General features: G+C 68.7%; 23 protein-coding genes and 3 pseudogenes. 4 read left to right on the forward strand and 22 right to left on the reverse strand.

The window, feature by feature from the left end:
• Positions 1–346: 346 nt before the first annotated feature.
• Positions 347–547 (reverse strand): cold-shock protein, encoded by a 201-nt coding sequence (locus ACWFQ8_RS31340; protein ID WP_453789696.1) that lies wholly within the window; start codon positions 545–547, stop codon positions 347–349.
• Positions 548–808: 261 nt separating this feature from the next.
• Between ACWFQ8_RS31340 and ACWFQ8_RS31345 the strand changes: the two genes are divergently transcribed.
• On the forward strand, positions 809–3,256 hold the full coding sequence (locus tag ACWFQ8_RS31345) for a Helicase associated domain protein (RefSeq protein WP_453789675.1): 2,448 nt from the start codon (positions 809–811) through the stop codon (positions 3,254–3,256).
• Between the two features lie 12 nt (positions 3,257–3,268).
• Here ACWFQ8_RS31345 and ACWFQ8_RS31350 read toward each other — a convergent pair whose 3' ends face one another.
• The 14 genes from ACWFQ8_RS31350 to ACWFQ8_RS31415 all read right to left on the reverse strand — a co-directional run bounded on the left by ACWFQ8_RS31350 (position 3,269) and on the right by ACWFQ8_RS31415 (position 16,217).
• Positions 3,269–3,478, reverse strand: coding sequence for a cold-shock protein (locus ACWFQ8_RS31350; protein ID WP_453789676.1), 210 nt, complete (start codon positions 3,476–3,478; stop codon positions 3,269–3,271).
• 88 nt (positions 3,479–3,566) lie between these two features.
• A complete protein-coding gene (locus ACWFQ8_RS31355; RefSeq protein WP_453789677.1) occupies positions 3,567–3,965 on the reverse strand; it encodes a hypothetical protein in 399 nt (132 codons plus the stop codon).
• Positions 3,966–4,003: 38 nt separating this feature from the next.
• Positions 4,004–4,354, reverse strand: coding sequence for a hypothetical protein (locus ACWFQ8_RS31360; protein ID WP_453789678.1), 351 nt, complete (start codon positions 4,352–4,354; stop codon positions 4,004–4,006).
• Positions 4,351–5,733, reverse strand: a complete 1,383-nt coding sequence (locus ACWFQ8_RS31365; RefSeq protein WP_453789679.1) for a hypothetical protein — start codon at positions 5,731–5,733, stop codon at positions 4,351–4,353. The genes ACWFQ8_RS31360 and ACWFQ8_RS31365 overlap by 4 nt, the downstream gene beginning before the upstream one ends.
• A gap of 26 nt (positions 5,734–5,759) precedes the next feature.
• Complete coding sequence (locus ACWFQ8_RS31370) at positions 5,760–6,044, reverse strand: hypothetical protein (protein ID WP_453789680.1); 285 nt, start codon at positions 6,042–6,044, stop codon at positions 5,760–5,762.
• Entirely contained in the window at positions 6,026–7,183 is a 1,158-nt protein-coding gene (locus ACWFQ8_RS31375) for a hypothetical protein (protein WP_453789681.1), read from the reverse strand. The genes ACWFQ8_RS31370 and ACWFQ8_RS31375 overlap by 19 nt, the downstream gene beginning before the upstream one ends.
• A complete protein-coding gene (locus tag ACWFQ8_RS31380) occupies positions 7,110–7,622 on the reverse strand; it encodes a hypothetical protein (protein ID WP_453789682.1) in 513 nt (170 codons plus the stop codon). The genes ACWFQ8_RS31375 and ACWFQ8_RS31380 overlap by 74 nt, the downstream gene beginning before the upstream one ends.
• A gap of 214 nt (positions 7,623–7,836) precedes the next feature.
• Positions 7,837–8,064 (reverse strand): hypothetical protein, encoded by a 228-nt coding sequence (locus tag ACWFQ8_RS31385; RefSeq protein WP_453789683.1) that lies wholly within the window; start codon positions 8,062–8,064, stop codon positions 7,837–7,839.
• A gap of 52 nt (positions 8,065–8,116) precedes the next feature.
• Positions 8,117–8,407: a hypothetical protein gene (locus ACWFQ8_RS31390; RefSeq protein WP_453789684.1), complete on the reverse strand. Its 291-nt coding sequence runs from the start codon at positions 8,405–8,407 to the stop codon at positions 8,117–8,119.
• A gap of 194 nt (positions 8,408–8,601) precedes the next feature.
• Positions 8,602–8,835, reverse strand: coding sequence for a hypothetical protein (locus tag ACWFQ8_RS31395; protein ID WP_453789685.1), 234 nt, complete (start codon positions 8,833–8,835; stop codon positions 8,602–8,604).
• Positions 8,836–9,098: 263 nt separating this feature from the next.
• Positions 9,099–10,553, reverse strand: coding sequence for a hypothetical protein (locus ACWFQ8_RS31400; protein WP_453789686.1), 1,455 nt, complete (start codon positions 10,551–10,553; stop codon positions 9,099–9,101).
• Between the two features lie 531 nt (positions 10,554–11,084).
• Positions 11,085–11,417 carry a hypothetical protein gene (locus ACWFQ8_RS31405; protein WP_453789687.1) on the reverse strand — a complete coding sequence of 111 codons (333 nt, stop codon included), beginning with the start codon at positions 11,415–11,417 and terminating at the stop codon, positions 11,085–11,087.
• Between the two features lie 245 nt (positions 11,418–11,662).
• Complete coding sequence (locus ACWFQ8_RS31410) at positions 11,663–12,166, reverse strand: Imm1 family immunity protein (RefSeq protein ID WP_453789688.1); 504 nt, start codon at positions 12,164–12,166, stop codon at positions 11,663–11,665.
• A 28-nt stretch (positions 12,167–12,194) separates the two neighbouring features.
• A complete protein-coding gene (locus tag ACWFQ8_RS31415; protein WP_453789689.1) occupies positions 12,195–16,217 on the reverse strand; it encodes a DddA-like double-stranded DNA deaminase toxin in 4,023 nt (1,340 codons plus the stop codon).
• A gap of 453 nt (positions 16,218–16,670) precedes the next feature.
• Here ACWFQ8_RS31415 and ACWFQ8_RS31420 point away from each other — a divergent pair, with 453 nt between their 5' ends.
• The 3 genes from ACWFQ8_RS31420 (at position 16,671) to ACWFQ8_RS31430 (ending at position 19,696) form a co-directional block, all read left to right on the forward strand.
• A complete protein-coding gene (locus ACWFQ8_RS31420) occupies positions 16,671–17,168 on the forward strand; it encodes a hypothetical protein (RefSeq protein ID WP_453789690.1) in 498 nt (165 codons plus the stop codon).
• Between the two features lie 83 nt (positions 17,169–17,251).
• Positions 17,252–18,892 carry a S1 family peptidase gene (locus ACWFQ8_RS31425; RefSeq protein WP_453789691.1) on the forward strand — a complete coding sequence of 547 codons (1,641 nt, stop codon included), beginning with the start codon at positions 17,252–17,254 and terminating at the stop codon, positions 18,890–18,892.
• A gap of 495 nt (positions 18,893–19,387) precedes the next feature.
• On the forward strand, positions 19,388–19,696 hold the full coding sequence (locus ACWFQ8_RS31430; protein ID WP_453789692.1) for a hypothetical protein: 309 nt from the start codon (positions 19,388–19,390) through the stop codon (positions 19,694–19,696).
• A 775-nt stretch (positions 19,697–20,471) separates the two neighbouring features.
• Here the strand turns inward: ACWFQ8_RS31430 and ACWFQ8_RS31435 are convergent.
• The 7 genes and pseudogenes from ACWFQ8_RS31435 to ACWFQ8_RS31465 all read right to left on the reverse strand — a co-directional run.
• A pseudogene (locus tag ACWFQ8_RS31435) lies at positions 20,472–20,902 on the reverse strand (nucleotidyl transferase AbiEii/AbiGii toxin family protein); the annotation flags it as partial.
• A pseudogene (locus ACWFQ8_RS31440) lies at positions 20,882–21,208 on the reverse strand (SAM-dependent methyltransferase); the annotation flags it as partial. The pseudogenes ACWFQ8_RS31440 and ACWFQ8_RS31435, both read right to left, overlap by 21 nt.
• A gap of 393 nt (positions 21,209–21,601) precedes the next feature.
• Complete coding sequence (locus ACWFQ8_RS31445; protein ID WP_453789693.1) at positions 21,602–21,946, reverse strand: DUF6354 family protein; 345 nt, start codon at positions 21,944–21,946, stop codon at positions 21,602–21,604.
• A gap of 323 nt (positions 21,947–22,269) precedes the next feature.
• A complete protein-coding gene (locus ACWFQ8_RS31450) occupies positions 22,270–22,644 on the reverse strand; it encodes a DUF6009 family protein (RefSeq protein WP_453789694.1) in 375 nt (124 codons plus the stop codon).
• A complete protein-coding gene (locus ACWFQ8_RS31455) occupies positions 22,641–24,161 on the reverse strand; it encodes a DNA primase family protein (protein WP_453789697.1) in 1,521 nt (506 codons plus the stop codon). The genes ACWFQ8_RS31450 and ACWFQ8_RS31455 overlap by 4 nt, the downstream gene beginning before the upstream one ends.
• The gene (locus ACWFQ8_RS31460; RefSeq protein ID WP_453789695.1) at positions 24,155–25,258 is read right to left on the reverse strand and encodes a bifunctional DNA primase/polymerase; all 1,104 of its coding nucleotides are present in this window, start codon (positions 25,256–25,258) and stop codon (positions 24,155–24,157) included. The genes ACWFQ8_RS31455 and ACWFQ8_RS31460 overlap by 7 nt, the downstream gene beginning before the upstream one ends.
• 535 nt (positions 25,259–25,793) lie before the next feature.
• Positions 25,794–25,920: pseudogene (locus ACWFQ8_RS31465) on the reverse strand (IS5/IS1182 family transposase); the annotation flags it as partial.

The following is a 25,920-nucleotide window of genomic DNA, read 5'->3' on the forward strand; positions in this document are numbered from 1 at the left end:
GAGCGGGACCCTGAGCGCTGGCGCGCTCAGGAGAGAACGGCTTCGCTGCGCTCCGCCGGAAAGCCCTTCGCTGCGCTCCGGGCAGGGCCGGCCCTTCGGGCCGGAGTCCGCCGCTGCGCTGCGGACTGCTGTGGTTCCGCTGCGCTCCACCACAGCTGGGTCAACCCCTCCGCTGCGCTTCGGACCTGACCTTGGGTCACCGGCCGCGCTGCGCGCGGCCGGTGAAGCCTTCCGCTGCGCTCCAGGCTTGTGGCCTGCTTCGCAGTCCAGGGCGGCCCCGGGTCGCTACGCTCCTCGGGCCCTGGGCCCGCTCCGCGGGCGGCTGGCAGCAGAGCAGGGGGTGGGGTCAGATCCCGCGGACCCGCGCGGCTTGCGGCCCCTTTGGGCCCTGCTCGATGTCGAATTCGACTCGCTGGTTCTCCTCCAGGTTCCGGTAGCCCTCCCCCTGGATCTCGGAGAAGTGGACATACAAGTCCGGACCGTCATCCTGGGAGATGAACCCGAAGCCCTTCTCTCCGTTGAACCACTTCACAATGCCCTCCGCCATGCCGTTCTCCTTCATCGTGTGACGACCACGCTGATCTTCCCTCGTGATCACACGGGGAAACCTGACGAGAGGCTCCGGAACGCAGGCGGGAGCGGTACAGTCATCAGTATGCATCACATCGAAGACGATGTGTGTAGCTGTGTAGGATCCCGAGAACATCGCCACCCCCTCTCCGACGGGCCTCCCGTCGCTTCGAATTTCGTGGAGTGCCGAATGCAGAAGTCTGGTGACATCGTACTTCGTCCTCACCAGGAGGAGGCGGTGGAGGCGATTGTCCGGGGGCTGGATATTCCGCCCGGGAAACGGATTCCGGAGGCCGGTCTACGGGCCACGGTGGTGGCCGCGTGCGGTACCGGGAAGACGTTCATCGCCGCTGCGGCGGCGCTCCGTCTGGCCCGGAACGGGCGGGTCTTGGTATTGCTGCCGACGCTGGATCTGCTGACGCAGACGGCCCGGGAATGGCGGCTCGCCGGCCACAGCGGGCCCGCGGTCGCGGTGTGCTCGCTGGAGGACGACCCCACCCTGTGGGCCCTGGGTGTGCGCGCGACGACGTCGCCGCCGCAGCTCGGGCTCTGGCACGGCCGAGGCCCCGTCACCGTCTACGCCACCTACGCCTCCCTCCCGGTCCTCGCCGAAGCGCATGAGGGGGCGTACGGGTTGCCGATGGACGTCTTCGACCTGGTGGTCGTGGATGAGGCGCACCGGACTTCGGGCTCGGCGGGGAAGGCGTGGGCGGACATCCACCACCAGGACGTCATCCCGGCGATGCGCCGGCTGTACATGACCGCCACCCCGCGGATCTGGAAGGAGCGGCCCCCGCGGTCGCGGGCGGAGCAGGAGCTGTACGAGGCGCAGGTGGCCGTCGTGGACGAGGAGACGTCAGGTCGGACGCGGCGGGCGTGGGACCGGCTCCCGAAGGAGCTCGCGTGCTCGATGGACGACGAGAGCGTGTTCGGGCCCGTGGTCTACGAGCTGTCGCTGGCGTCGGCGATCTCCCGGGGGCTTTTGGCGAGGTATCAGATCGTCGTCGCCGAGCTGACCGACCCCGTCGTCACGCCGAAGCGGCTCTTCAGCGAGGAGCGGCACGAGGAGCCGCTTCGGGGGCAGCGGCTCGCAGCGACGCAGACCGCCCTGCTGGAGACCATGGCCGCCCACGGTCTCCAGACGACGATCACCTTCCACCACCGGACCATCGAGGCGGAGGCGTTCGCGGCCGGGCTGCCCCGGGTCGCGGCCCGGCTCCACGCCGTGGACCCGGAGCGGCATCCGGAGAGGGTGTGGTCGGGGTGGCTGTGCGGGGAGCACGAGGGCGCCCACCGGCAGTCCGTGCTGGCCGACTTCGGGCGCCGGGCCGGGCGCGCGGTGCTCAGTAATTGTCGGGTCCTGGGTGAGGGCGTCGATATCCGGAGTACCGATTCGGTGGCCCTGATCGACCCTAAGGGGTCGGCTGTGGACATCGTCCAGGCGATCGGCCGGGCGCTGCGGCAGAAGCCTGGTCAGGGCAAGATGGCGACGCTGATCGTTCCGGTGTTTTTGGCGGAGGATGAGAAGCCGGAGGACATGCTTTCCTCGAACTCGTATCGCCCTTTGATCCGGGTTTTGGAAGGTCTTCGGGCTCACGATGAAAAGGCTGTGGAAATGCTGGCAATTCCGCAGGAGAACCAGAAACGCGTTGTCGATCCGTCGCTTCCGGTCGGTCCGGAGCCCGCCGAGGGCGAGCCGGATGACCGGCTGCTGCTCCGGTTCGCGGCCCCCCGCGACCCCGGGTTGATCGCGAAGTGGATCAGCTACACGGTCATCAACACCGAGCGGCAGGACTGGAAGCGGGGCGTCGAGGCCGCGTACCGCTACCGGCAGCGCGAGGAGCACCTGGACGTGCCCTACGAGCACACCGAGGGCGCGTACCCGCTCGGCCGGTGGCTCTCCGATCAACGCCGCGTATACCGGGCGGGGCAGATGTCCGGGGAGCACGCGGCCGAGCTGGAGGAGCTGGGGATCGTCTGGGACACCGCCAACGCCGCCTTCGCCGAGAACCTCGCCGCCGCGCGCGCCTACTTCGAACTCCACGGGACCCTGGCCGCCCCGCGGCACGCGACCGCCCTGGACCGGGCGATCGGGCAGTGGCTGACGAACGTCCGGCGCCCCGGCGGGCTCGGGAAGGACCCCGACCGCGCCGGTCGGCGGGCGGAGAAACTCGCGGCCGTCGATCCGGACTGGAACCCCCGCGAGAACGGATGGACGGTCGACTGGCAGCGGCACTACGCCTACCTCGCCCAGCTCCTCGCCGCCGGCGCCCGGCTCGACGACGTCGTGCCCGGGGTCACCCTGCACGGCGAGGACGTCGGACGCTGGCTCACCACCCAACGCCGGAACTTCAGCGAGCTCAACGAGGAGCAGCAGCGCAGGCTCGACAAGCTGGGCGTGAAGAAGGCTGTACGGGCGCGTAAGGCGCCAGCGAAGGCGGCTGTGGCGTCCGGGCGGGGCGCGGGCGGTGGGGCGTTCCAGAAGGGCGTGGAGGCGCTCGCGCAATACGTCGCGCGGGAGGGCCGGCTGCCGGGGCGCGGCGTGGTCGAGGTCCTGCCCGACGGGGTGGAGCACCGTACGGGGATCTGGATCGGGAACCAGAAGGCCCGCCGAGACCGGCTCGACCAGGCCCAGCTCGCCGCACTCGCCGGGCTCGGTGTGGAGTGGGCGAGCGGCCCTCGGTGAGTGCGGTCAGCGTTATCCCAGCTGGACCTCTTCGGCCTGCATGCCCTGCTCTCCCCGGGTGGCGACGAAGGTTACGACCTGGCCTTCCTTGAGGGTCTTGACGCCCTGGGCCTGAATGGCCTCGAAGTGGACGAAAAGATCCTCGCCCAACGCGGGCGTGATGCACCCGAACCCCTTCTCGTCGTTGAACCACTTCACCGTGCCGCTCTGCCGACCGCTCACGCTTCCACCAATCTCTCCGAGGATGATCAACGCCGCCATCCCTGCCCACCCCCGGCCCCCGGGAAAACCCACGGCCGTGCTGGCTGACTCACGGGCGCGGGTATTCGTGGCCTGGCGGGGGGTAGTCCTGGCCGGGGAGTTCGGCGACTCCGAAGAGGACGATCCGCTCGAACTCCGACAGCTCCCTGGGCCGCCCATCGTCGGCGGCTTCGTCGATCGCCTTCAGCAGCCGCATCGAGCGCTCCTGATCGGCCCTGGCCCGCGCCGAGGACGGCGGCACCGGCACAGAGGCCTCCGGCGCGGGTTCAGCGGCCTGCGGGAGGTACAGGGCGCCCGAGCGCCACGCACCGCCCAGCACCACCCCAGCCAGCAGGGTCAAGGCCATGCCTGCGAGCTCGCACCCGGACCACTGCGCCCACCAGCCGGCCGTGGCCAGCACGAGCCCCGCCAGCACGCTCACGCCGGCCCGGCGCTGCCTGCCCGTCATCACCATCCGTCTCCCCCTTCCTCGCGGTTCTTCCCCGGTCAGGCGCCGGGCGCGGTGCCCGCCTCGCGGGCGGCGTGCTGCTGGACTTCCTCCGAGGGCGCCACCAGCGGCCCGACCGGAGGCGGGGCGGGCTGCGGCCGGTACACGGCGCCCCGGTACAAGGTGGCCACGCCCGCCGTGCCGGCCAGGACCGACAGGACGAAGTCCGCCTGCACCATGCCGAGGTGGCCCGCCCGCAACGCGGCCGCGAACAGCAGGCCGGTCAGCAGCAGGCCTTCGACAGCGATCCGGTCCCGGTCCGACAGCGCCCACCAGGCCGCCCGTACCCGGTCCGTCCACGCCCGGACGCCCCGCCCGCGGCGGCCGGGTGTGGGAGCCGCCGCCGTCACCGCGTACGCCCCGCGCCCCTGGCCGGTGCGGTCTGCTGCCGGTGGGCGGGGACGGCGGCTTCGGTCGGGGCCTGCTGTCCGGGGGCCGCCGCGGCGGGCGTGGTGGTCGAGCGGGAACGGGCGGCCGTCGGGGAGACGCGGACCCGGGACGCGGGCGCGGCCGGCGCCGAGGGCGGTGTCGTCAGGGAGTGCAGGGTCGCGTCCACGAGACGCCCGACCGTGGTGGAGGACGGGCCGTCCTTCCACGTGGTGTCGGCCTGGAGGCGCGCCAGGTGCGCGGCGAGGAGACCGGTGCCGCCCTGGTCGCGGATCTGGTCCATGCGGTGAGCCAGCCGAGGCCACTGGCGGGAGCCCACCAGAAGACCCGCCTGCGTCTCGGGGAGGACGTCCTTGACGACGCCGACGATCACGGCGTGCGCGAGCCGGTTGACGCCGAGCTGCTCCAGCGCCTTCGTGCGGTCGCCGAGGTCCAGGTCCCGGGGCACGGCCAGGCCCTCGGTCAGCGGGCCCCACGAGCGCTTCGCGTCCGTACTCGCGGGTGGCGCCCACTGGTTGACGGCCTCCCGCACCGGCGCAGCAGCGGGGGCGGGGGTCGGAGCGGGTGCGGGTGCAGTGCCCGGAGCCGGGGCGGGTGCGGGTACGCGTCCCGCCGGAGGCGCGCCCCACGGGTCGCCGGAGCTGCCCATGCGCGAGGCCAGCTCGTCCCGGGCCGGCGGCGCTACAGCAGCGGGGGCGGCGGTGGGCGCCGGGGTTGCCGGGGCGGGGGCGGGTGCTTGGGCGGCGGCCGCGGTGGTGACGGCGGCGACGGCCTGGTCGACGCCCGCTCCGGCGGCGTGCGCGTCGAGGAGGATCCGGGCGACGTCGATGCCCTTGGCGTCGAGCTGGCCCATCGCGGCCGCGATGTCAGGCCAGGCCGGGGAGGCGAGGATCGCGTCGCGCACCAGGCCGCCCGGCATCGTCGCCTTGAGGAGGTCGGCCCACTGGTCGGTGCCCTCCGCCTTCGTCCGGGCCGCGTTCGCGGCGACGGCCTGGTGGACTGCGGCGGTCATGCGGCCCATCTGCGGCAGGAACGTGCCGAGGTCGACACCGGCCTGCTGGAGACCGACGAGCTGGCGGGCCATCACCGGCCAGTCCCCACCCTCCATCAGCTCGGCGAGGATGTCGTCGCCGAGAACGCCGCGCAGCTGGTCGGCCGACCAGCCCGGGGCCATCTTCTCCGCGTCCTCGCTGAGTTCCTCCTCCTTGCCCGTGAGGCGTTTTTGGGTGGCGCGGCGGACCGCGTCGGTGATGGTCATCATCAGCCGGTAGGCCATCGCGGCCGTCTGCGCGGCCTCGCCGAGCGCTTCGGAGAACGGCTCGGGCTGGGGCGGATACGTCATCGGCAGGAAGCTCCCTCGGTCAGGGGTCAGCGCGTACGGGACGGGCCCGGCCGACCGGGATCCGGGCGCGGCCGGACCGGTACACCGGTAACGGGCGCGACCCCGGGCAGGCCACGGCCCTGTGTGCGCACCACCCGACCGGTACGCGGCTTCGCCGCCGGGGGCGGGGCGCCGGTCAGGCCGGCTGCTTCCCTCAGCAGGACGGCTGCGTCGGAGGCGGCTTTCGCCTGCGCGCGGAAGGCCTGCGCGCGGTGCCAGTCGGCGGCGGCCTCCACCGCCTCCACGAGCGCGATCAGCAGCGTGAGGACCACCGCGGCGCCGCCGCCCCGGGCGCGCGTGGGGCCCGCTCCAAGGCCCGGGTCGAGGCGCGCCATCCGGCACGGGCGCGGCCCTCCAGGGAGCGGGCGCCGGGGGCGCGGGCGGCCTGCTCGAAGGCGTCGGCCGCCGCCTGCACACGGTGGCGGACCAACGCCGGGGCGTGCGCGGCGGCGACCGCCAGGAGGTCGCCGAGGGCTGCGACATCCCCGGCTCCTTCGTCCTGCCCGGCGCGGCCCAGGAGTACGGACGCTTCGCGGATCCGGTGTTCGGCCAGCGCCCAGTCGGCCGGGGTGACGAGCGGGGTGAAGCGTTCGCGGACGCGGGGCAGGGACAGGTCGTAGGCGAGCGTCGATCCGGATAACCAGACCGGGCGCATGCCGCCGTCGGCGCGGTCCCCGGGCAGCGCGACCGCGTACCCGAGCAGGGCGCCGTCGTCGTCGCGGCGTTCACGCACGCGCAAGCCCGCGTCCCGGAGACGGTCGAGGAAGTCGGTGTCGCCGTGGGCGAGGGCGGCGGCCTGGCGGACGGTGCGCTGCAGGGACTCCCGGGCGGTCTCCGTCAGGCCGCGGCGGGCGGCTTTCTCGGACTCGCCGGTGACGGGGCGGCGGCGCGCGGTGCGGTCCAGAGGTGACATCGGGGTGAGGCCCCAGCGGGCTTCGAAGACGCGGGCGGCGGTGTGCATCGCGGGGATGTCGCCGCGTACGCGGGGGTGCCGGCCGTCCTGGCGGGCGAGGGTCGCCAGGATGTGGATGTGGTCCTCCGCGTGCCGCACCGCGATCCACCGGCAGGCCTGTTCGTCGCCGTGCTCCGCGATGCCCGCGGCGTGCACCATGGCGGCCGCGACCTCGCTCCATTCCGCGTCTGACAGCAGCCGGTCGCCGGGGGCGTTGCGGACCGAGACGTGCCACACGTGCTCTTCCGGCTTCGGGCCGCGCAGTGCTTCCACGGGGGCGTCCAGGAGGAGCGCCAGGTCGGCGAGCGTCATGCGGTCCGGGGTGCGGGCAGGGCACGGGAGATCCGGGTCCCAGGCGGCGACGAGGTGGGGGTCGACGTGCTCGTCACGCTCGCCCGGACCGAAGAGGTAGTCCAGGAGGTCGATCGTCGTCGAACCCGTGGCCGCCTTCTTCGGCATCACGACCGCGGGCGCTCGCGGAACTGGATCGGCTTCTCGGAGCCGCGTCCTGGTCATTCCGAATCCAGGGACGGCACGATGAGGCTGTCCAGGCCCTGCACAAGGCGCTGCCGAAGGTTCCCGCAGGCGTGCGGTCGCTGTGGAACGAGATCACAACACCCTTGCCGCGCACGCGCCCGAAGAGGTGTGAGCGGCGATGCCGCGGGGGGCAGTCTGTTCCGGCGCTGACATTGAAGCGCCGGAACAGCGCTGGCAGGAACTGCTCCAGGAGCACCCGGGCCGCAGTCGCGTCCTTGAGTTCGTCGTGGCCGAACCGGAAGACCTCGTAGCCCCTGAGCTTGAGGTCCCGGTCGCCGGCCATCGTCTCCGCGTACTTCGCGCTGTCGGGACGCTGGCCGCGGTCCCGGGTGTAGTGCTGGGAGCCGTCGACTTCGAGCACGATGCGCTGTCCGTGGGGGAGCTAGGAACAGCCACCCCCGCGACAGCCGATCCATCCCGAACTGGTCGGGGAACAGCAGCCACTTAGTCACCTCATGACAGCGACCCTGCCCGCTACCAACCCTATGACCAGGCCCTTCAGCACCCTGTCCCGCTGACACCCACCCAATGCCACCAACGCGCCCACTCACAGCAGCGCCGGGCCCTCGGGCAAGTCAGTACAGCAGGACGTGGGTCATGAGGATGTGAGGCGGGTCGGCGTCCAGCACGATGACGTACTCGGCGAGGCCGAGCGCGCCCTCCTCGCCGAGGGGAAGGCGGCGCTGCTGAGGCCGGCGCGCGGACGCTGTACTTCCAGGGATCATCCCTGCGGTCTCGCTGATAGAGACCATCGCAGCGACGAGCGCGCCGAACACCTCCGGCGAAAGGGCAGGGTCCATCATCAGCTGCGCGACTTCTTCCGACAGTTCGCACGGAAGCCCACCGTCGTACGGCTCAGTCAACGGGGAGGCCCGCCTCCCGGCGTCGCGTCATCAGTTCACTGAGCGAAACCTTTGGCATCGTGCCCGCCAACGCGGCATCCGCACGCCGGTCTGCCTCAGGATCCGTGTCGAGCATCGCCTCCAGCCACCACCGCCGCAGGACGTTCTCGGCCTTCTCCGGCGCGGCGGCCAGCAACTCGCGGTAGAACTCCATCCGGCGCTCCCCGGACAGCGCGGCCGCGATGCCGTCGGCGTTGCGCGGTACCCGCTCCGGCTCGTGCCCGTGAATCGGCTGTGCCGTCATCGTGTGCCCCTTTCCCTCAGCTCCGAGTCTGCCCTGACTTCGGACCTGCGGTCGACCCGCTGCGGGGGAACGGTCGCTGCGCGCTGCGCACTCCAGTAGGCGGCGGCGCTGGCCGTGACGTGGGCGTCGACGTCACCGAAGTCCCCCGGCGTGTCGGACGACGTCAGAACGTCGGTGGGAGACGACACGAGATGTCAGTGGTCGGCGACATGAGGTGTGTCAGTAGGCGGGGACGGTTCGGGGAGCATCCGGAGGCTGTACGCGACCTGGTCGGGGAGGACGTCGATCAGGTCACCGCGGGTGACTTTGTCGGCGGCGGCAAGGTCTTCGAGGGCTTGGCTCTGGGCGGTGTTGCCTGGGGCGATGCCGCCGTCGACCCAGAAGCGGAGGAGGACCTCCGCCTCAACGGGCTGGATCGGGCCGCGCATGGACGCGTGGGGCCTCTTCCGCCTGGCGAGGGCATCAACCGGGTACGAGTCGAGGACGTCGAGGCGCGGGGGCCCGAGCGCGGGAGGCGTCCCGAAAGGCGTCCCGAAACCGGCAGGTGCGGCGGAGAAGCGGGACGGGTATTCGGGACGGGCCGTGTCGAGCGGCCAGGCGGGAGGGGAACCCGTGAACGGCGACCTGGACGAGATCCCCGCGCCGAGCTCGTCGGCGCGAACCGTGCCAGCGCTGCGGGGCAGCGCCCGGCTCAGCGCAGCTGCTTCAGCAGTTGGGCGAACGAGACGGTCTGAGTGGCGGCTGTCAATTGCACGAGGTCGAGGTGGCTCTCGTGGGCTTGATACCACGGGGAGATTTTGCCCGCCCTGTCGATCGGCGAGACGTTGACGGCGAAGTCCTCGTCCACTTTATTGTTCACGTAGCGGATCGACAGCACGTAGCGCGGCTTGCGCGTCACATTCAAGAGGTTGCTGTTGTAGCGCAGCCGACCGAGGTTGATCCCGATGTCCCCGCACTTGGCGCAGTCCACACGCTTAATGGCCTCGCCCTCGTCCGGTTTTTCCGGTTTTTCCCACGACCAGTGTGTCGTTCCGAACTCGGTGTCAACGGAGCCACGGTCCAGCCGCATCGCGATCAGGTGGCTGGACACTTGGAGGGAGTCGAAGGGCGCGTTCCGGGGCAGCTGGATCACCTTTTGCCTCACAAACCGGTCCCCCGGGCCAAACCAGCCGCCGGGGCTCCCCAGGGACCCCCTGTAGACGAGGGTGTATGTGGGTGAGCCCGCGTAGAGTTGGTTCTCGCTCCGACCCTCGCGCGAGTCCGGGATCCGCTTCTCGTTCGGTCTGGACTTCGACGACCCGCCCTCTACGGTGACCACGCTGCCGAGCACCCAGAACGGCACGGTCCCCGTGTTCTCCAGGGTGACGGTCATCGGCACGTGCATGATCGGCTTGCCCGCATCGGGATCGGCGTACGGGGTGCCGAAAGCCACCTGGTACCTAGATCGTTCAAAGGTGGTGGCGGGCTGGTAGAGCCCCGAGTACGCCAGGTTCATCGCCGCCAGAAGGCCGGACGCGGTGACCCCGAGTGCAAAGCTGCGAGGATGGGGGATTCCCCGCCATGGCTTCTCCCGGCACACCCGCCAAGTGGCCCACAGGGACCACACCCACAACGTGAGATAGCTGAGGAAGTACGGGAAGTACTCCTTCTGCTGCAGCCAGAGGGCCAGCAGCAGGCTGCACACGACCAGGGCGATGACCACCCCGACCAGGGCGACAGCGCCGGAATACTTGAAGACCCGCTTGCCCCAGTGGTCGAAAGCCCCCGCCGCCGCCACGGCCTGGAGGAAGCCGCCCACGACGAACATCCACCCCATGACGCGGCCCGCGAATGTCAGTGCCTCGAAGGCGTCTGGAAGGCCGATGTCGATCAGCAGGGCCGCGGATGCGAGCAGACCTGCTACCAGCAGCGCCAGCACCGCACGCCGCCCAAGCGACCGGTCGGGCCAGGTGTCAGGGCCTCCCCCGTGCCAGGCCACCGCCGGGTTGACGGCCGGCTCCCTCTCTTCGGGGATCCCGGACCGGGTCAGTAGCCGACGGAGCTCCCGCAGCGACCAGGCCCAACCGACGGTCACCCCGTCCACCCGGACCTCACGCAGGCCACGGCTGTCCGGAGGATTGACCACCGCCCGCTTCTGATGGTTCATAAGGTCAGGCTCTCCGCCGGGACCCCGTCATGCATCCCTGGATGCTCCGGTTGACCCGCCCCTCCAAACCCGACCTCGCCGTGGCGCCACGCTCGCGCGGGCCAGCGACCGCTACGTTCGGTATCACGTTCGTGGCAGCACGACGATGCAGAAGAGGCACAGCACTGACCCACGCCGTGTCGCCGACCACTGACTCGTTCTCCTGACAGATGGCGGACGGAGAGTAGATATCACCCGGGTGCGGAGTTGTTTGCGGTTCATGGAGGGGGCGAAGTCGGCCGGCCCGAGTAGAGGCACTTCAGCTTCCTGGATCAGGAATTACACCGAACGACGTTTACACTCTCGCGCCACATCAGCGCCTGCGGAGAAACGCCGGGAGCGCCACCTGCGCATGCCCGTGAATGTGGCTGGCGGCGGCGTCTCGCAAAGCATCGTGGGCGCTGGTGGCTGCTGCGCGCGCGGTGTCCAGGTCATTAGTGGCATCGTCAATGGCGCAAGTTGTGGCAACGACGTCCTCAGCGAGGCGGAGAACTAAGATGACGTCTTACCCAGGGGGCGCTCCAGCACGCACGTCGGGCTCACCGTTCGGCCGCCGAGCTTCTCAAGTTTGCCTGCCGCGGTCTCCACCCGCCTGTGCGCCTTCGCAGCCGCCTGCCCGACCTCGCGCCAGTCGGCGGCCGCGTCCGAGCTCGCCGCCTGCGCCGCCTCCAGCCGCTCGCCCAAAGCCCTTATCTCCGCCTCAACCACAAACATCGCGGCCGCCGCCCTCGTCAGCTGGCCCTCTGCCCACCGTGAGGCGATGTCGTCGTTGGCGAGGACCGCGTGGAGAATCTGCTCGTCCTCATGGAGGGCCGGCTCGCTCACCGTCTGTCCCGCCTCGGCGGCAAGCGAGCGTGCAGTGCCCGGAGGCTGCCGATCATCACATGTTGGTCATGCGAGAGCTTCCTCAGCTGCTTGCCGTCCAGTGTCCGGTGGGCCCTACATAGTGCCTCGCCGAGCTGGAGGAGTTGCTGTGCTTCCCCGCGGTCCCCAGTTCGTCAAGGGTAACGCCATGGAAAATAAAGCGGCGCCTCACACCGCTACCAGCGTGAGGCGCCTTCATCCTTGTTTTATACAGTCTGCTCCAGAAGAATCCAGGAGACGCACTCGGGCCTATCCCCTGTGCGAGTCCGGCAGAACTCTTCGAGAGCTTTACGAACTTGCTCCAGGGGGATCGCGGCTTCGGCCGGGTAGTAGCTGGGAGTTCCCGAATCCGAGATCAAGTGGGGATCGAATGACGGGGGATTTGGATTGCCGGACGTCCAGATGAACTGGGAGACATGATGTTCATCGGAACCTTCGGGACTGTCGGGAGTCCACCACTTCAACGCGCCATACCCGTTCTGGGTATTCACCGTGACGTAGAGGTAGTTCCTCGGCCACCTTACGTCTGTCTCCTCCGGATACTTCCCCTCGACGATACTGACTACTGCCTTTTCTGGCATGATCGCATATCCGTCGGGAGTCATAGATCCTTGCGGCAGGTCGTTCATGATGTGCTCGATGAGGTCATCGATCTCGTCATCAGTCCTGGCATAGATGGAGCCCTTATGCGTGGATCCAAGAACGATCATACCGCGCCTTCCAATCATACGGTTTCTACTACCTTGCGACTGTACCGCGAAGCCTGATGGGATCCTTCATGCCGGGGTAGTGCACGACCAAAGTTTGGTCGGTATAGAGCAGCGCAGGAACAGCCTGCTGACATCCGGCCGCGATCCCGGCTCCTGGCTTTGGGCACACATAGTTCTTATTGATCACAATATGCATTTCCCCGGGGCCACCCTTGGTTCGCATTTCCCAAGCGAGCTTGACCTCGGCATGGTGCGAGACGTTCGCATATCCGCGAAAATCCGGGAAATCTTTCGACCCTTGCAGGAACCTGTTTATCTCTTCCGAATTCAGACCCTTACCGCTCTTAATGGTCGTATTCCACAACGGCTTGCCATCAGGGTGGAAGGCGAATCCCTCAGTCGGCATGCCTTCCGGCGAAGCGGGAAGTCTATCGAATGCCTGCTTGACCCAGATGGGGCAGGTCTCGTCGGTGTTGTGGACGAGGACCGGAGTCGTGCCGGTTGAAACGTAGTAGGTGTGAAGGTCGTCGACCGTGAGGTCGTAAGCAGGCTGCAGGCCCTTCCACTGCTCGGTCTCACCGATCAGAACCGTGGTACCGACCGGTGTGCGCAGCGCGTCACCGGCCCGGAGGTCGACGGCGTCGATCCACCGCTTGCGATTTTCGACCCAGTACGGGTGGTGGTCGGTCGAGACCAGATCGGAGCTGTCCGTCAGCGTGACGCTCGTGAAGTCCCGGTCGCCCGGAGTGAGGATCGTGCGGGTGACGGCACGGGGGCCGGTCTCACCGCTGGTCGGGTCGGTGGCCGTGACCAGGTCCCCTACCGCGATCTGCTCGATAGGACGGTGTGAGCCGTCAGCCATCAGGACCTTGGTGCCGGCGGGGAAGCTATGGGCAGCCTCAGTGAGGCAGCTCAGTGAGCGGCGCACCGCGCGAAGGGACTTTATGCCTTCGATGGCATCGTCGACTTTGGTGAGGAGCTTGAGTCGACCGATCGGCAGCGCGCCGGCTGCTGCCATGACGCAGTTCAGGCCGGTCGGATTCTGGATGCAGTCCTTGACATCGTTGAGCCCGGTAAGCTCCCACACGATCGCGCGCATTGTGGGGTCGATGGGGACCTGGATCATGGAGTTGCCCGGGTCCAGGGCACACGCCATGATCGGCGCCATCGTTTCGCGGGTCGGATGGGGTACGCAGATCCGCTTGGGCTTGGCTTGCTGCTGCTGCTTGCGTTCCTCCTCGGCCTGACGGCGGGCTTCGGCTTCTTCTTTCTCCCTCAGGACGAGGACGGCCTTCCAGGCTGTCTTTGCCTCGCCCTCGGCCGCTTCCTTGCTCTTGCCGGCTGCGAGCGCCGAGTCACGCGCGGCGTTAGCGGAGGTGGTGGCGTCGCGGGCGGACTGGCGGGCGTAGGCGGCGGAGAATGCGGCGTCTGCGGCGGAGTCCTCGGCTGCCTTGGCGTCTTGTTCGGCGCGGTTGGCGGCGCTGCGTGCAGTGGTGGCGGACTTCGCCGCGTTGGCCGCGGAAACGGCGGCGGCGTCTGCAGACACCTTCGCGTTGGCCGCGTACTGGGAGGCGGCGGTCGCGGACTTCGTCGCCTCGGCTGCGGCGGCGTCAGCTTCTTCCTTGGCCTGTTGGGCCCTGGCCGCTGCTTCGGCGGCGCGCCACCTGTTCTCCATGGCCTTGGCTGCGATCTGCTGGCCTTCGGCGAGGAGTCGTTCGATGAGGTTGATGTGGTTGGCGGCGAGGTCGTCCTTGCGCCGGGCCATGTGCTGGCCCGTGGTGACGAACTCGTGGAGCAGGTCCGGGGATCCTGCGAGGGCGATCTTGGCGGCGGCGATGACCTCGGGGCCGCCGGTGTTGGTCAGGGTTGCGGCGATGACCTTCTCGTCGGTGACGCGTTCGCCGTACTGGGTGACGTGCAGGAAGGTGGCCAGAGCCTTGGGAGTGCCGTCGGCCAGGGCCTTCTTCGCAGCTTCCCTGACGCTGGGGCCGCCGGTGCTGGTGAAGCGGGCGACATCCACCTTCATGTCGTCCAGGCCGGCCGTGTACTGACCGGTGGTATGGAAGGCCTCGATCTGCGCAGGGGTGCCCTTAAGAGCCTCGGTCGCTGCGGTACGGACCGCCGCGTAGGGGCTCTCGGTGCTCAGCTGGACGACACGCTCGCGTATGTCGTGGTGGACGGCTTCCTTCCAGCGGGTGCGCAGGTAGTCCAGGACGTCTTGGTCGCTGCCGGCCAGGGCGCGGGCGGCGGCTTCCTTGTGCCAGGGGCCGAGGAGCTTCATGGCCTGCATGGCGAGCTGGCGGCCCTTGGCCGCCGTCGCCTTCACATCCACATCCGGCCGCGCTGCTTCCTGGGCCAGCGTGGTGGCGGTGGTGTTGAGGGCGAGGGCGTCGGCCTGGGTGGACGCTGAGGCGGAGATATGCCCGTTGCTCGCGTCCTTGATGGATCGAGCGCGTTCGATGGCGGCGTCAGTGCGCGTCTTCAGATCCTCGGCTTCGCCTTCGCGGGCGATGTCGAAGGTCTCCTTCGCCTTCGCCACCGCCGCAACTGCCGCCTCCGCGGCGATCTTCGCGGCGTCGGCGTTCTTCTTGGCCTGCGCCGCGTAGATGGCAGCATTTCCTGCCTGTGTAGCGGCTTCCTCCGCGTAGCCGGCCGCCTTGATGGCGTGCTCGGCGGCCTTGTTCGCCGCATCCCGCGCCCCATAAGCGGCGGTCGCGGCGCGCTGTGCGAGCGCGGCGGAGCGGTCGGCGGCGGCATCTGCGGCGTTGGCGTGGCGGCGTGCATCAGCCGCGGCCTGACGCGCCTCGGCCGAGTGGCCGCCCGCTGCGTCCGCGTACCCGTTCGCCTCATCCGCCGCGTCAGCGGCAGCCCGAGCGTTGGTTGCGGCGCCCTTCGCCGCGGTCGAAGCCAGACCAGCGGCAGCCGAGGCCATGCCCGCCTCGTTCGCGGCCTTCGCCGACTCCGTGGCTGCCTGAGCTGCAGCGCGCGCGTCCGCAGCGGACTGGCGTGCCTTCTCCGCGTCACCCGCGTTACCCGCGGCCGCGATCGCCGCGGTGTACGCATTGTTCGCCGCCCGCGCGGCGGAAGCCGCAGCCGACGCGGTCTGCGTCGCAGCCAGCGCGGCCCGGCGTGCCGCCCGGTTCGCGGCGTTCGCAGAGCCGATCGCTTCCTGCGCCGCCGAAGCCGCCGCACGAGCGGCAGCGGCCGCCTGCTGCGCCTTCACCGCCGCCAGCTGCGAATCACTCTGCGCGGCCTTGGTCTCCAGCGCAGCCTTCTGCGCGAGCTCCTTGGCCTTCTCCGACGCCTCGACTGCCTTCTTCGAAGACTCCTCAGCAGCCTTGGTGGCGTCCTGGGCCTGCTTGCCGGCCTCCCTCGCCTGTTCCATCAACTCCGAGATCGTCGCGTACTCCTGGTCCCGGTTCCGGGCGACGAACTGCCCGATCTCCAGGAACTCGACGATGTCGTCCGGGGTCCCCTTCAGCGCGACCTTCGCGGCCGCCTTCACGTTCGGGCCGCCCGTGCTCGTCAACCGGGCAACGTCCACCCGGTTGTCATCCTTGCGCTCCTCGTACTGACCTACCGCCAGGAACCGCTCGCGGTCATATGAGGTGCCCAGCAAGGCCGCCTTGCCAGCATCGCGGACCCCGGGCCCACCCATGCCGACCATCCGTGCGATGTCGACCTTGCGGTCCTCATCGAGCGGACCCTCATAGCCAGTAAGGAGGAACTGTTCGAGGTCCGCGGGGGACTTCATCCAGGCGATCTTCGTGGCCTCACGAACCCCAGGACCGCTCGTCGACATCAGCAGGGCGGCATCAACCCGGTTGTCGTCGTGCTGGAGCGCCGGAGCCTCGTCCAGGAACCTGCGGATCGCGTCATCGCCACCCAGCAGAGCCTGCTCCGCCGCCTCCTTGATGCCCGCCCCACCCGTCTCCCAGTAGCCGACAATCTGCCGACGCAGGTTCACCGGATCGGACTGCGTATCGGCCGCCAGCGCTGTGGGCGCACCCAACAGTCCCGACAGCAGACCGGTGGCCAGCAATGCATGCAACGCGCGCCTACGTACTCCCGAACCAAATGGCCGGGAGGATATATGCCGTTTCACGGCAACCCCTCAAAAATAGAAACACTTAAGCCCCCTGGGAAGAATTCACCAGTAACCAGGAAAGCCTGAGGGGCTACTCCACTGCTGGTGACCGATCGCACGCGATCACCTGGAGCCGCATGATCGTACAGCCAGCCAACCCCCGGACTCCATCAGGGTCCTGGCAAGGTTTGCAAGCGCACCTACAGCACCTACCGAGTGGGCAGTATGCTCCTTTTTTCTAGATTTTTTGCCCGTAGATCCATCGCCTCAGCGGATAGTTGTACGGCTCGCAAAGATTCGCAGATGAGATGTTGATCACGATCTGAGACCGCTGACCGCGATCTTCAATGTGATTGAATCTGCTGAAAACTGACGGGGCCTTTGTGTCCCGTCCCCTGAATTTTTGAGAGGGCCATAATGGCTATATCCCGTGCGCGTAAGGCCTTGTTCGTGGGTCTCGCCTCGGTGTTCACGGCGACCACCGCGGCCATCGGTGTCGCCTACGCCGTCCCCGGAACCGTGACCGCCACGGCCGCCGACGAGATGCCGTACGCCATCGAGGACTTCGGCTACCCGGACGCCGCAAAGATCGAGGCGGAGAAGGCCATCATCCTCAAGCGCGGCGACGGCAACATCCTCCTCACCGCCTGCGACGGCGCCCAGGACATCACCGTCAACACCCGTTCCGGGCTGAAGGACTACTGCTTCGACGTCAAGGCCAAGCCCGGCTACCTCACCCTCTCGGTGCCCAAGGCCTACGGCATCTGGACCGGCGACGCGGCGGTGAAGAGCACCATCGAGGCCGACGGCAAGACCACCGTCATCAACGCCCCCGCCAACGACTTCACCAGCTTCGGAGAAGCCACCGCCGAAGGCGTCACCTCCGCCCTCATCGAGCTCCGCGTCACCGGCTGACCCAGCCCATCGGGCCATCTGCGGCATGACAGCCCTCTGGCACCTGCCGCCCGCGTTCTCTCGAAGAAATCCTTAGGAAGACCATGTCTCACACACGTCCGCGCACCCGGTGGATGGCCACGGCCCTGACCATCGCAGGCACCACCGCGCTCATGCCCGCCGGCGCCGCCCTGGCCGCAGTCGGAACCCCCGCCGTCGCCGGGCAGTACACCCACACCGCCAAGCTCAACATCGGCGACGAAGCCAACAGCCGCGCCTGCTCCGCCGTCCTCGTCGACGCCAGCTGGGTCCTGACCGCGACGAGCTGCTTCGCGAAGACCCCCGGCGCAGCGGTCGTGGCCGGGAAGCCGGAGCTGAAGGCCACAGCCAAGATCGGCACAGTAACCCTCGACGTGGTCAGTATCGTGCCGCGCAGTGACCGTGATGTCGTGCTCGCGAAGCTGTCCAAGCCCGTCGCCGACATCACGCCCATCAAGCTCGCCACCGCGCAGCCTGCCGCAAGCGCCGCGGTGACGGCAGCCGGGTTCGGCCGTACCAAGACCGCTTGGGTGCAGGGGAGTGTTCACACCGCCGCGTTCGGTGTCGCCTCCGCGGATGCCACGACGCTGGCTCTCACGGGCAAGGGCACCGATTCCATCTGCCAGGGCGATGCGGGCGGGCCCCTGGTCAACAGCAAGGGCGAGCTGGCCGGTATCAGCAGCCGTTCGTGGCAGGGCGGCTGCCTGGGCACGCCCGCTGCGGAGACCCGCACCAATGCCGTCGCCGCGCGCGCGGACGGTCTCCAGAAGTGGATGCAGCAGGAGATCCTCGCCCAGACCATCGGCTGGAAGACCTCGGCCGTCGTGCAGACCGGCGTGAGCGTCTACCAGGGTCTGCGGCTCTCCGACGGCTCCTGGACCGACTTCACCGACGTCCAGACTGAGGCCGGCAACGTCGTCGGGGGGATCAAGAACTGGGCCGTGACCGCCGCCGGAGTCGGCAGCGACACCCACGTCATCGCGGTGGGCGGCGACGGCCTTCTCCGCCACACCGTCCGCTCCATCGACGGCACGTGGACGAAGTTCGGCGACATCAACGCCGTCGCAGGCGCCCTCGCCAACGTCACCCAGATCTCCACCGTCTCCATAGGCAACGACCTCCACGTACTGGCCATCTCCGACGGCAAGGTCTTCCACACCATCCGCAAGGTCGACGGCAACTGGACGAAGTTCGGTGATATCTCCGCCGTTGCCGGCCCGATCGGCTCCGTGGCCGACATCGCCACCGCCAGCGTCGGCGGCCAGCTCCAGGTCATGGCCGTGGCCGGCGGCAAGGCCTACCACACCATCCGGAACACCACCGGCAACTGGAACCTGTGGGGAGACGTCGCGCAGGCCGCCGGCCCCACCGGCCCCATCACCGCCGTCTCGATGGCCGGCATCGGCAACGACACCCACATCGCCGTCACCACCGACAGCGGCACCAAGCAGCACCACGCCATGCGCAAGAGCACCGGCGCCTGGGACCCCTTCGCCAACCTGAGCAGCGTCCTCGGCACGATCACCACCAGGTCCGTCAGCGTCACCCACGTGGACGGTGAACTGCAGCTGGCCGTCGTCACCAGCGACTACAAGATCCTGCACACCATCCGCCGCGCCGACCGCACCTGGGCCCCGACCACTCCCGTGACCCCCACCGGGGTCACAGGCAACCCGGGAAACATCACCATCACCGGCACCCTCTAAAAGAGACCGGCCAGTATCGGGTCCGGCGCCACCCTTAGTGGAGTAGCGCGGGCCCGGTCGTCGGGCCACCAGGGAACCGAACGCAGTCCCCTCGGCGGTGAAAGCGCCGCCGAGGGGACTGCTCGTCAGTCGACCCTTGTCTTGCCGGCCACACGTTCACGTTCCCTTGGGGTACCACTTCATGTCCTTGAGCCAGCCAGAGCCACCGCCAGCCGCGGACGCAGCCGCCGACCAAGCCGAGCCGGCAGTCTCCATATGGGCGACTCGGCGCCCTGTACATAAACGCCCACTACCGGCGGCGGCACGAGGCCTGAGACTGGCATGCCCAAGCCCTGCGGCACCTGTTCAACCGCGTGCTCGGCTAACTCCACCACTGCCTCCAGAACCGGGTGCACTTCGATGCATCCATCGCGTTTCCTCCTCCCGCCGCAGCTGGATGATCGCTGAGGATCCGGCTCATGACAGGCTGTCCCCCTGAGCACGGAGGGGGGAGCCATGGCAGAAGTCGGCGGATGGATCTGGGAACGCAACCTGCGGTCGTTCCTGGAACTGCTGGCGCACTACGTGGGCTACGGCTTCGATGCCACCGACTGGGAGACGGTGGCACTGGCGCTCGAGGCGACCGACGACGAGCGGATCGACGGCTGGTACTCGTATCCCTTGGTCGGCGAGCATCGACGGGTCGAGATTCGGCTTGCCCGCGCGGTCGGCGGCGATGAGGTCAGGCTGGCCGTGAAGGGAGCCCTGACGCCCGAACTGGAAGTCCGTGTAGACACCCTGCTGGCCGCCTTTGCAGCTGGCTGACCAAGGTCAACTTGACCCGTTAGCCGCATGAGGTGTCTTTCCCACGCAGTAGCCGTGGGAAAGAGGTGCGCTTCACTGCCCGGCCGCCGGCGAGGACGAGACGGTGCCGGGTCGCGGTGTTCGGTGCGGTGCGTCCCCCAGCTACCGCTGGGAGGGGCCCCTCGGCGGAGGGCTGCGGCTCGTACTGAACATCCGTGATGGGGAGTGGTGAACTCGGTGGCGAAGTCCTTGTAGAGGGTTTGGTCGGGGTTGGCGCTGTCGGCGAGCTGGTCAGGGTCGGCGAGCGGGACGTAGAGCTCCAGGTAGGGCAGCAGGCCCATCTGCGGGCCCGCCGACCGTGGTGAGACTGAACTGTGCGGCCGCTCGGGCCAGGCGCGGACACCCCACGGATATGAGAGGGCCCCTGTTGGCCGGGTCGTTGTACCGGGCATGATCAGTACGCAGCAGATCGCCGGTGAGACGGCCGCCTTGGGCGGGCCCGCGGTGTACAGCAGATCGCCGACAGCTGCGCGAGGAGGGCGGCCGGGAGCACGGGGCGAAGTCGCGGGCGGCGGAGCGGCTTGGGAAGTCGCCGTCTTGGGCCTCCGGCCGGGTAGCTCGACAGTGTGCCTTCGCTCCCGAAGGGAGTGAAGGCCACGGCTAACGCAATTTTCCGCCCCGCAGGCATGTGCCCCGTACTCATCGTTCCGAAGTCGCCGGAGCCGAGGCCAGAGCGCGCGCCGCCGCCGGTGATCTTGTGGCGGGATCTAATGCCCCGTCCGGCTGGCCCCGCGCTTCAGGTCTCGTCGTCCTGGCCGCCGTCCTCATGCAGGCGCTGCTCGAGGTCGCTCACCCAGCGCTGGGCCAGGTGCGCAGCTCGGCCGTCTCGTACTCGGTGAGGCCGTACGCGGCGAACTCCTCGTCATCGGCCCAGTCCGCGCCGGCAAGGCGGTCGCGGAGATCGTGGAGACGGAACTCGTCGCGACCGTGCCGCCTGCCGAGGCGCTCCAGCTCGGTGGCCGTGCAGTGGCGGGAGGCCGCGTGCACGTCGATGAGGTTGCGGACGGCGCCGCGGTCGGCCAGGGCGCGGACCTTGGTGCCGATGACGGAGTCGAAGGCCAGGACCGGCCCGTACTCGGTCTGGGCAGGCGGCGTCCAGAAGTGTTCCTTGAGGACGTCGACCTCGCACTCCTCGTAGTCGTCCGAGCCGGTAGCCGACGGCGGTACCTCAACGACGAAGAACAGGAAGTTGGGTTTGGTCGAAAGGTCATGAAAGTCGTCGGGGAACAGCTCACGGGCGGCCTGGTCGGGCTGCGGCTCGCTAATGGCGGAAAGACGGGAGCCGGCGGTGGTGAAGGCATCGATCATCGCGTGCAACGGCCTGCGCCAGAACCTCATCGGGACGGACTGCCCGTTGAACCTCCAGTCGCAGGTACAGCTGGTGGTGGCGAAATAATCGGGCCGAGACCAGACCCTCGGACAGCCAACGGTCGGTGCCTTCCGCCTTCGTATGGGCGATGTTCGCGGCGACCACACGCATTGCCCAAGGCCAGTTACGGCAGGGTGGAGGGATGAACATGAGCCCAGGGGAGTCCACCGCGGCATTGGCGCCAGCCGGGAGACTACTGCTCTGAGCCACTCCGGGTCTCCGAGGCGGTGCAGCGCCCTCGTCTCGGATGTCTTCGCGACCAAGTCGACTACCAGAGCCTTGTGCATGGACGTGATGCGGTCGCGATGGTGTAGTTCACCGACCAGGGCTTATACCGATCACGAATGCCGGACAGCGAGCAGCCGTTGCGGCGATCGTCCATGTAGCCGCCGGCGCGCGGCCTTCCGCGGCTCCGGTTGCCGGCAGCCCGCATCTGGGAGCTCTGCCGGGCGATGTTTCGAAGGCCCTCCCGCCTGAGCTGGTGGGTCAATCGGGCGTCAGCGGGGTCCGGAAATCTCCGTCGTGCCGATGGCGTGGAGCGCGGCTCGGGCGTATTCGGCTGGGGTGGCGCCTGGCCGGTGGACCTCGGAGATGGCCACCAACAGGGCCAGATACCGCGGGTCGGCGTCGGCCGGATCCTCGACCAACTCGAAGGCGGAGGAGCGCAGCCTAGCCAGGCTCGCATGGGTCTTCCTGCCCGCTGTCCCGCCGAGGTCGTGCTCGACGACGAGGTCGGCCCGTCCGTCCCGTACCGCGGTGACCCGCAGACACCGGTTACGAGCCTTCATATCGGGCGCGAGGTCGCGGTAGAGCTGGTTCTCAGCAACGCTGCTGGTGGCCACGGGCCGTCTCCTTCACATCGTGTCGCGGGCGCCGCACAGGCGCGGTGCGCTTAAGAGTGCCGTACAGAGGCATGTCCGCGCCAAGCGACAGAGCAGAGCTCAGAGGGGGCAGGGCTCCGCACTACCGCTGGCGCCCACGCCGCTGGCGGCGCCCAGATGCTCTGAACGCCGGTTAGGGAAGCTACATCAGCAGAGATGTCTTCAGTCGCTTTTCATAAATCTGCTGGTCAGAGGGCCTGAACTCCGGGGATCAGCGACTCAAGCGACTGAGGTTCGCATACTGTCGAATTTTCGGTTCGGCCTTGGGAGCGGGGCTTGCTGAGTCAGGCTTGTGTGGCTTGTGCGGGTCGCTCTGAGCGGTCGGTTTTGCGGCCCTTGTATCCGGCCGTGAGTGTGGTGGGGTCAACGGCTTCTGCTGGGGCGCCGGAGGCATAAAGGCCGTCAGGAACGGTGTCGCGATCGTGGGGCAGGAGCCAGAAGACGCGGCGGCGGAAGGTCCCGCTGGAGCGTGAGGGCTTGGCCTGGGGTCCCAGCTGGGCGTAGCCGACGAGTCGGCCGTCGCGGTGGTATGCGGGCTTGCCACGGCGGGTGGGAAGTCGGTCGAGGGACTGTCGGACGTAGTCGAGTTCTGTGACGTCCTCGAGCCAGACCAGGTCGACCTCGTGGTGGATCTCGTCGTCGGAGATGAGCGAGCTCACGCGTTCTCCTCCTCTGCGAGCAGTCCGATACCTGGGTAGTACTTCTTCGAGTTCGACAAGATCATTTCTTTGGGTGATGCGAGGCCCACCAGCTCGCGGGCCCGTGCCGCGAAGGCTCGGGAGGAGATGGTGGGTGCGCCTTCATTCTGGCACCAGGTGCGGTAGACGTTGTATAGGCGGGCTTGTTCGGCCCGGTGGTCGGGGTGGCGGGCGCAGCACTCTTCGAAGAATCGACCGGTGTGGTCCTCGGTCTCCGCGTAGGCGGTGGTCGCGATCCGGACCGGAGCGGGTCCGGTGAGGTCCTTCTCGCCAGCCAGGTAGCGGCGGGCGCCGTCGATGAGCCAGGCGAGGATGCCAGGGCCCTCCTCTGTGACGAGGATGTCGGCGAGGTTGTCGATCTTCTGGTCGTCGGATACGACCTTCTCGAAGGGAATCAGCCGCATGCGGCGCCAGAAGGCGAAGCCGCCGGTGCCGACCTCGGGGCGGTGGTTGCCGATGAGCCAGAGCTTGTGGGTGGGGGCGAAGGAGAAGAAGTCCTGCCGCATGCGGCGGGCCTTGATCCGGTCGCCGCCGGTGAGGAGCTTGACCCTGGCCTCGTCGAACTTGTCCCCCGGCTTGACCTCGGAGCAGACGATGACGCGCCGGCCGTGGAGCTCGGCGAGTTCGGTGGGGTGGCCCTCGAAGGTACGGGCCATGAGAAACCCGGGCGGGGCGGCATCCGCATAGTCGCCCAGGAGCTTCATGAGGACGTCGAGGAGGACGGACTTGCCGTTCTTGCCGGCTCCGAAGAGGAAGGGCATGACCTGGGCGCCGACGTCCCCGGTGATGGAGTAGCCGAGCATCAGGTGGAGGAAGTCGATCATCTCCCGGCCCTGGGCGTCGGCGCCGAAGGTGTCGGTGAGGAAGCGGTCCCATCGCGGGGTGGACTGCTGCCTGGGACCGGTGGATGTCGAGCGGGAGTGGAAATCCTTGTCCGGCCGGGGAGCCCGAATGAGTCCGGTGTACAGGTCGACGATGCCCGCAGGCGTGCAGAGGGCGTAGGGGTCGGCGTCGAGGAGTTCCGCGCGCAGGACCATGCCGGGGGCCGACTTGGCCTGGGTGAGCATGGCGTTCATGCCCGAGGTGCTCAGGGCGCGGCGGCGGTGCTTTTGCAGGGACTGGTTGCTGTGGATCCCTTGGGAGTCGGTTGTCGCGAGTGCCTCGGCGAGGTCACCGGCGGCCCAGAGGATGGTGTCGTCCTCGTCGACCTGCCAGCGGGTGGTGTCCCAGCGGTACCAGCCCAGGCCGGGAACGTGGCGGAAGTCCTTGGAGTACAGGCGGACGAAGAGCTTGGCGTTGCCGCGGTCGCTGAGGGTGTCGGGGACGAGTCCGGCGGGCGTCGCGTGGTCGAGGTGTGCCTGCTCGCCGGCCTGCGCGGGCAGGGGCGGAGGCGGGGCTTGGGCGAGGATCTGCGCGGCGACGGCCTGGGGGTCGAAGTCGAAGAGAAAGCCCTCGGTTTCGGGTGCGGGGCTCACCAGCGGCCTCCGAGGTGCAGGGGGCGCTGCGCGCCGGCGGCCATGCCGCTGCGGATGATCTGGTCCGAGCGCTGCTCCTGGCCGGGACGGGCTGTTGAGGCGGCTTCCCGCAGGGCCTCCTGAGCGGCGGAGGCCGTGAGGTGGCCCGCCGCGACGAGGCCGCCGAGTGTGTAGGCGGCCCTGTTGAGCTTCTCGGTGAAGCCGGCGCCTTCGGCGATCTTGGCACAGGATGTGACGTCGGCGACGAGGGCGGTCAGCAGGCGTGTGGTTTTGTCGCGGCCGCCTCCGGCCGCGAGGACGGCCTGCCGGGCTCGCGGCGGCACGGGGCGGGGGGCCGGGATGTGAGGGGCCGGCAGGTGGCCGGTCCGCTGGAGTTCATGGGCGAGCCACGCGGGGAGCGGGGCGGGCCGGCGTACTCGCCCCAGCGGCTTGTATGTCCCGGCGGGGAGTTTCGTCCCGGGCGCGATGATGTATCCGCCGTGCGCGCGGACATCGACCTGCCAAGCGAGTGCCCGCCTGCCGGATCCCGTGGAGCACTGCCACCGGCGGCCGTCGGTAGCTCGGTACCAGACGTGCATGCCGCCTGACGGCGTCCGCACGCGGAGGGTCGACTCATCGTCCGCCGGGGAAGTTTCGCCGCGCAGGGCCGCCAGCACTGCCAGTGAGTGGAAACCCGTCCGCAGGCCTCGCAGGTCGACGGCGTCGCCTACGGGGATCCCGGGCAGCAGCCGGTCTCGCTGAGGCGGTTCGCTCGCGTGCGCGTCGATGTCGATGACGACCAAGTCGGCGGGTCCGCAGGCCACTCCGACTCCCAGGCCGGGGTTACTGGTCCACCACTGCTCGATGCGGGCGTAGTCGAGGGTCGCTGCGTGGAAGCCGTGGCACCCACGGCCGGCCCGCAGACAGGGGCAGTCGGTGTGGGTGTGGCCCGGTTCGGCGCAGTCGCGGCAGTTGGCGGTCGGCGTCTTACGGCCGGGGGCCAGGGGGTGGACAGGCCAGCCGTTGCTGGCACACCATCGTGCGAGTCTCAGACCAGCGACTGACTGCTCAGGGTCGGACTGTCCTGAGTCGCTGCGAGAAAACCGCAGCTCAGCAGGCATCTACTTCCCCTCACAGCGACTCAAGCGACTCAACAATGGACACAGACTAGCGAAGTCGGCCAGGAAGCGGGCGCAGCGTGTCGAGGCTGCTTGACCCGGCGTGTCGCCCTGCAGAGCCGCGGACGGTCGTGTGAGCGACCCAAGACCGGGATCAAGCGACCGAATCTTTTCAGTCGCTCCGGTCGCTGCGAGGAGAATCGCAGGTCACAGCGCTTTTTCATCCCTGACAGCGACTGAAGCGACTGAAGCTCGCTATATATGACGCACACGCGCACACAGGAATGTCTTCATATACCAGAAGTTCAGTCGCTTCAGTCGCTGATGCGATCAGAGAACTGCTCTGACCTGCGATTTCTTCGAGCGACGCAGGCCAGCGACTCAACCGGGGCCCAGTCGCTGTCTCCCCCTCTCACCTGTTACCAACTTCTCAGCCGACCCACCACCTCGGGCGTCAGTTCGTTCCTCGAAGAAGGAAGCGCTGGGCGGAGCCAGGGGGGGACGGTCATCATCGAGTTGCAAGCCTTAGGCAGTGTCGTCAAAGGGGTTTGAGCCAGAGAAACAGGGACCCGATGGTGACGGCTGCCTGGTGGGACTCGCGGGTTTTGTCGTAGCGAGTGGCGATCGCGCGGTACTGCTTGAGGCGATTGAAGCAGCGTTCGACG

Source organism: Streptomyces sp. NPDC055254 (genome assembly GCF_053606025.1).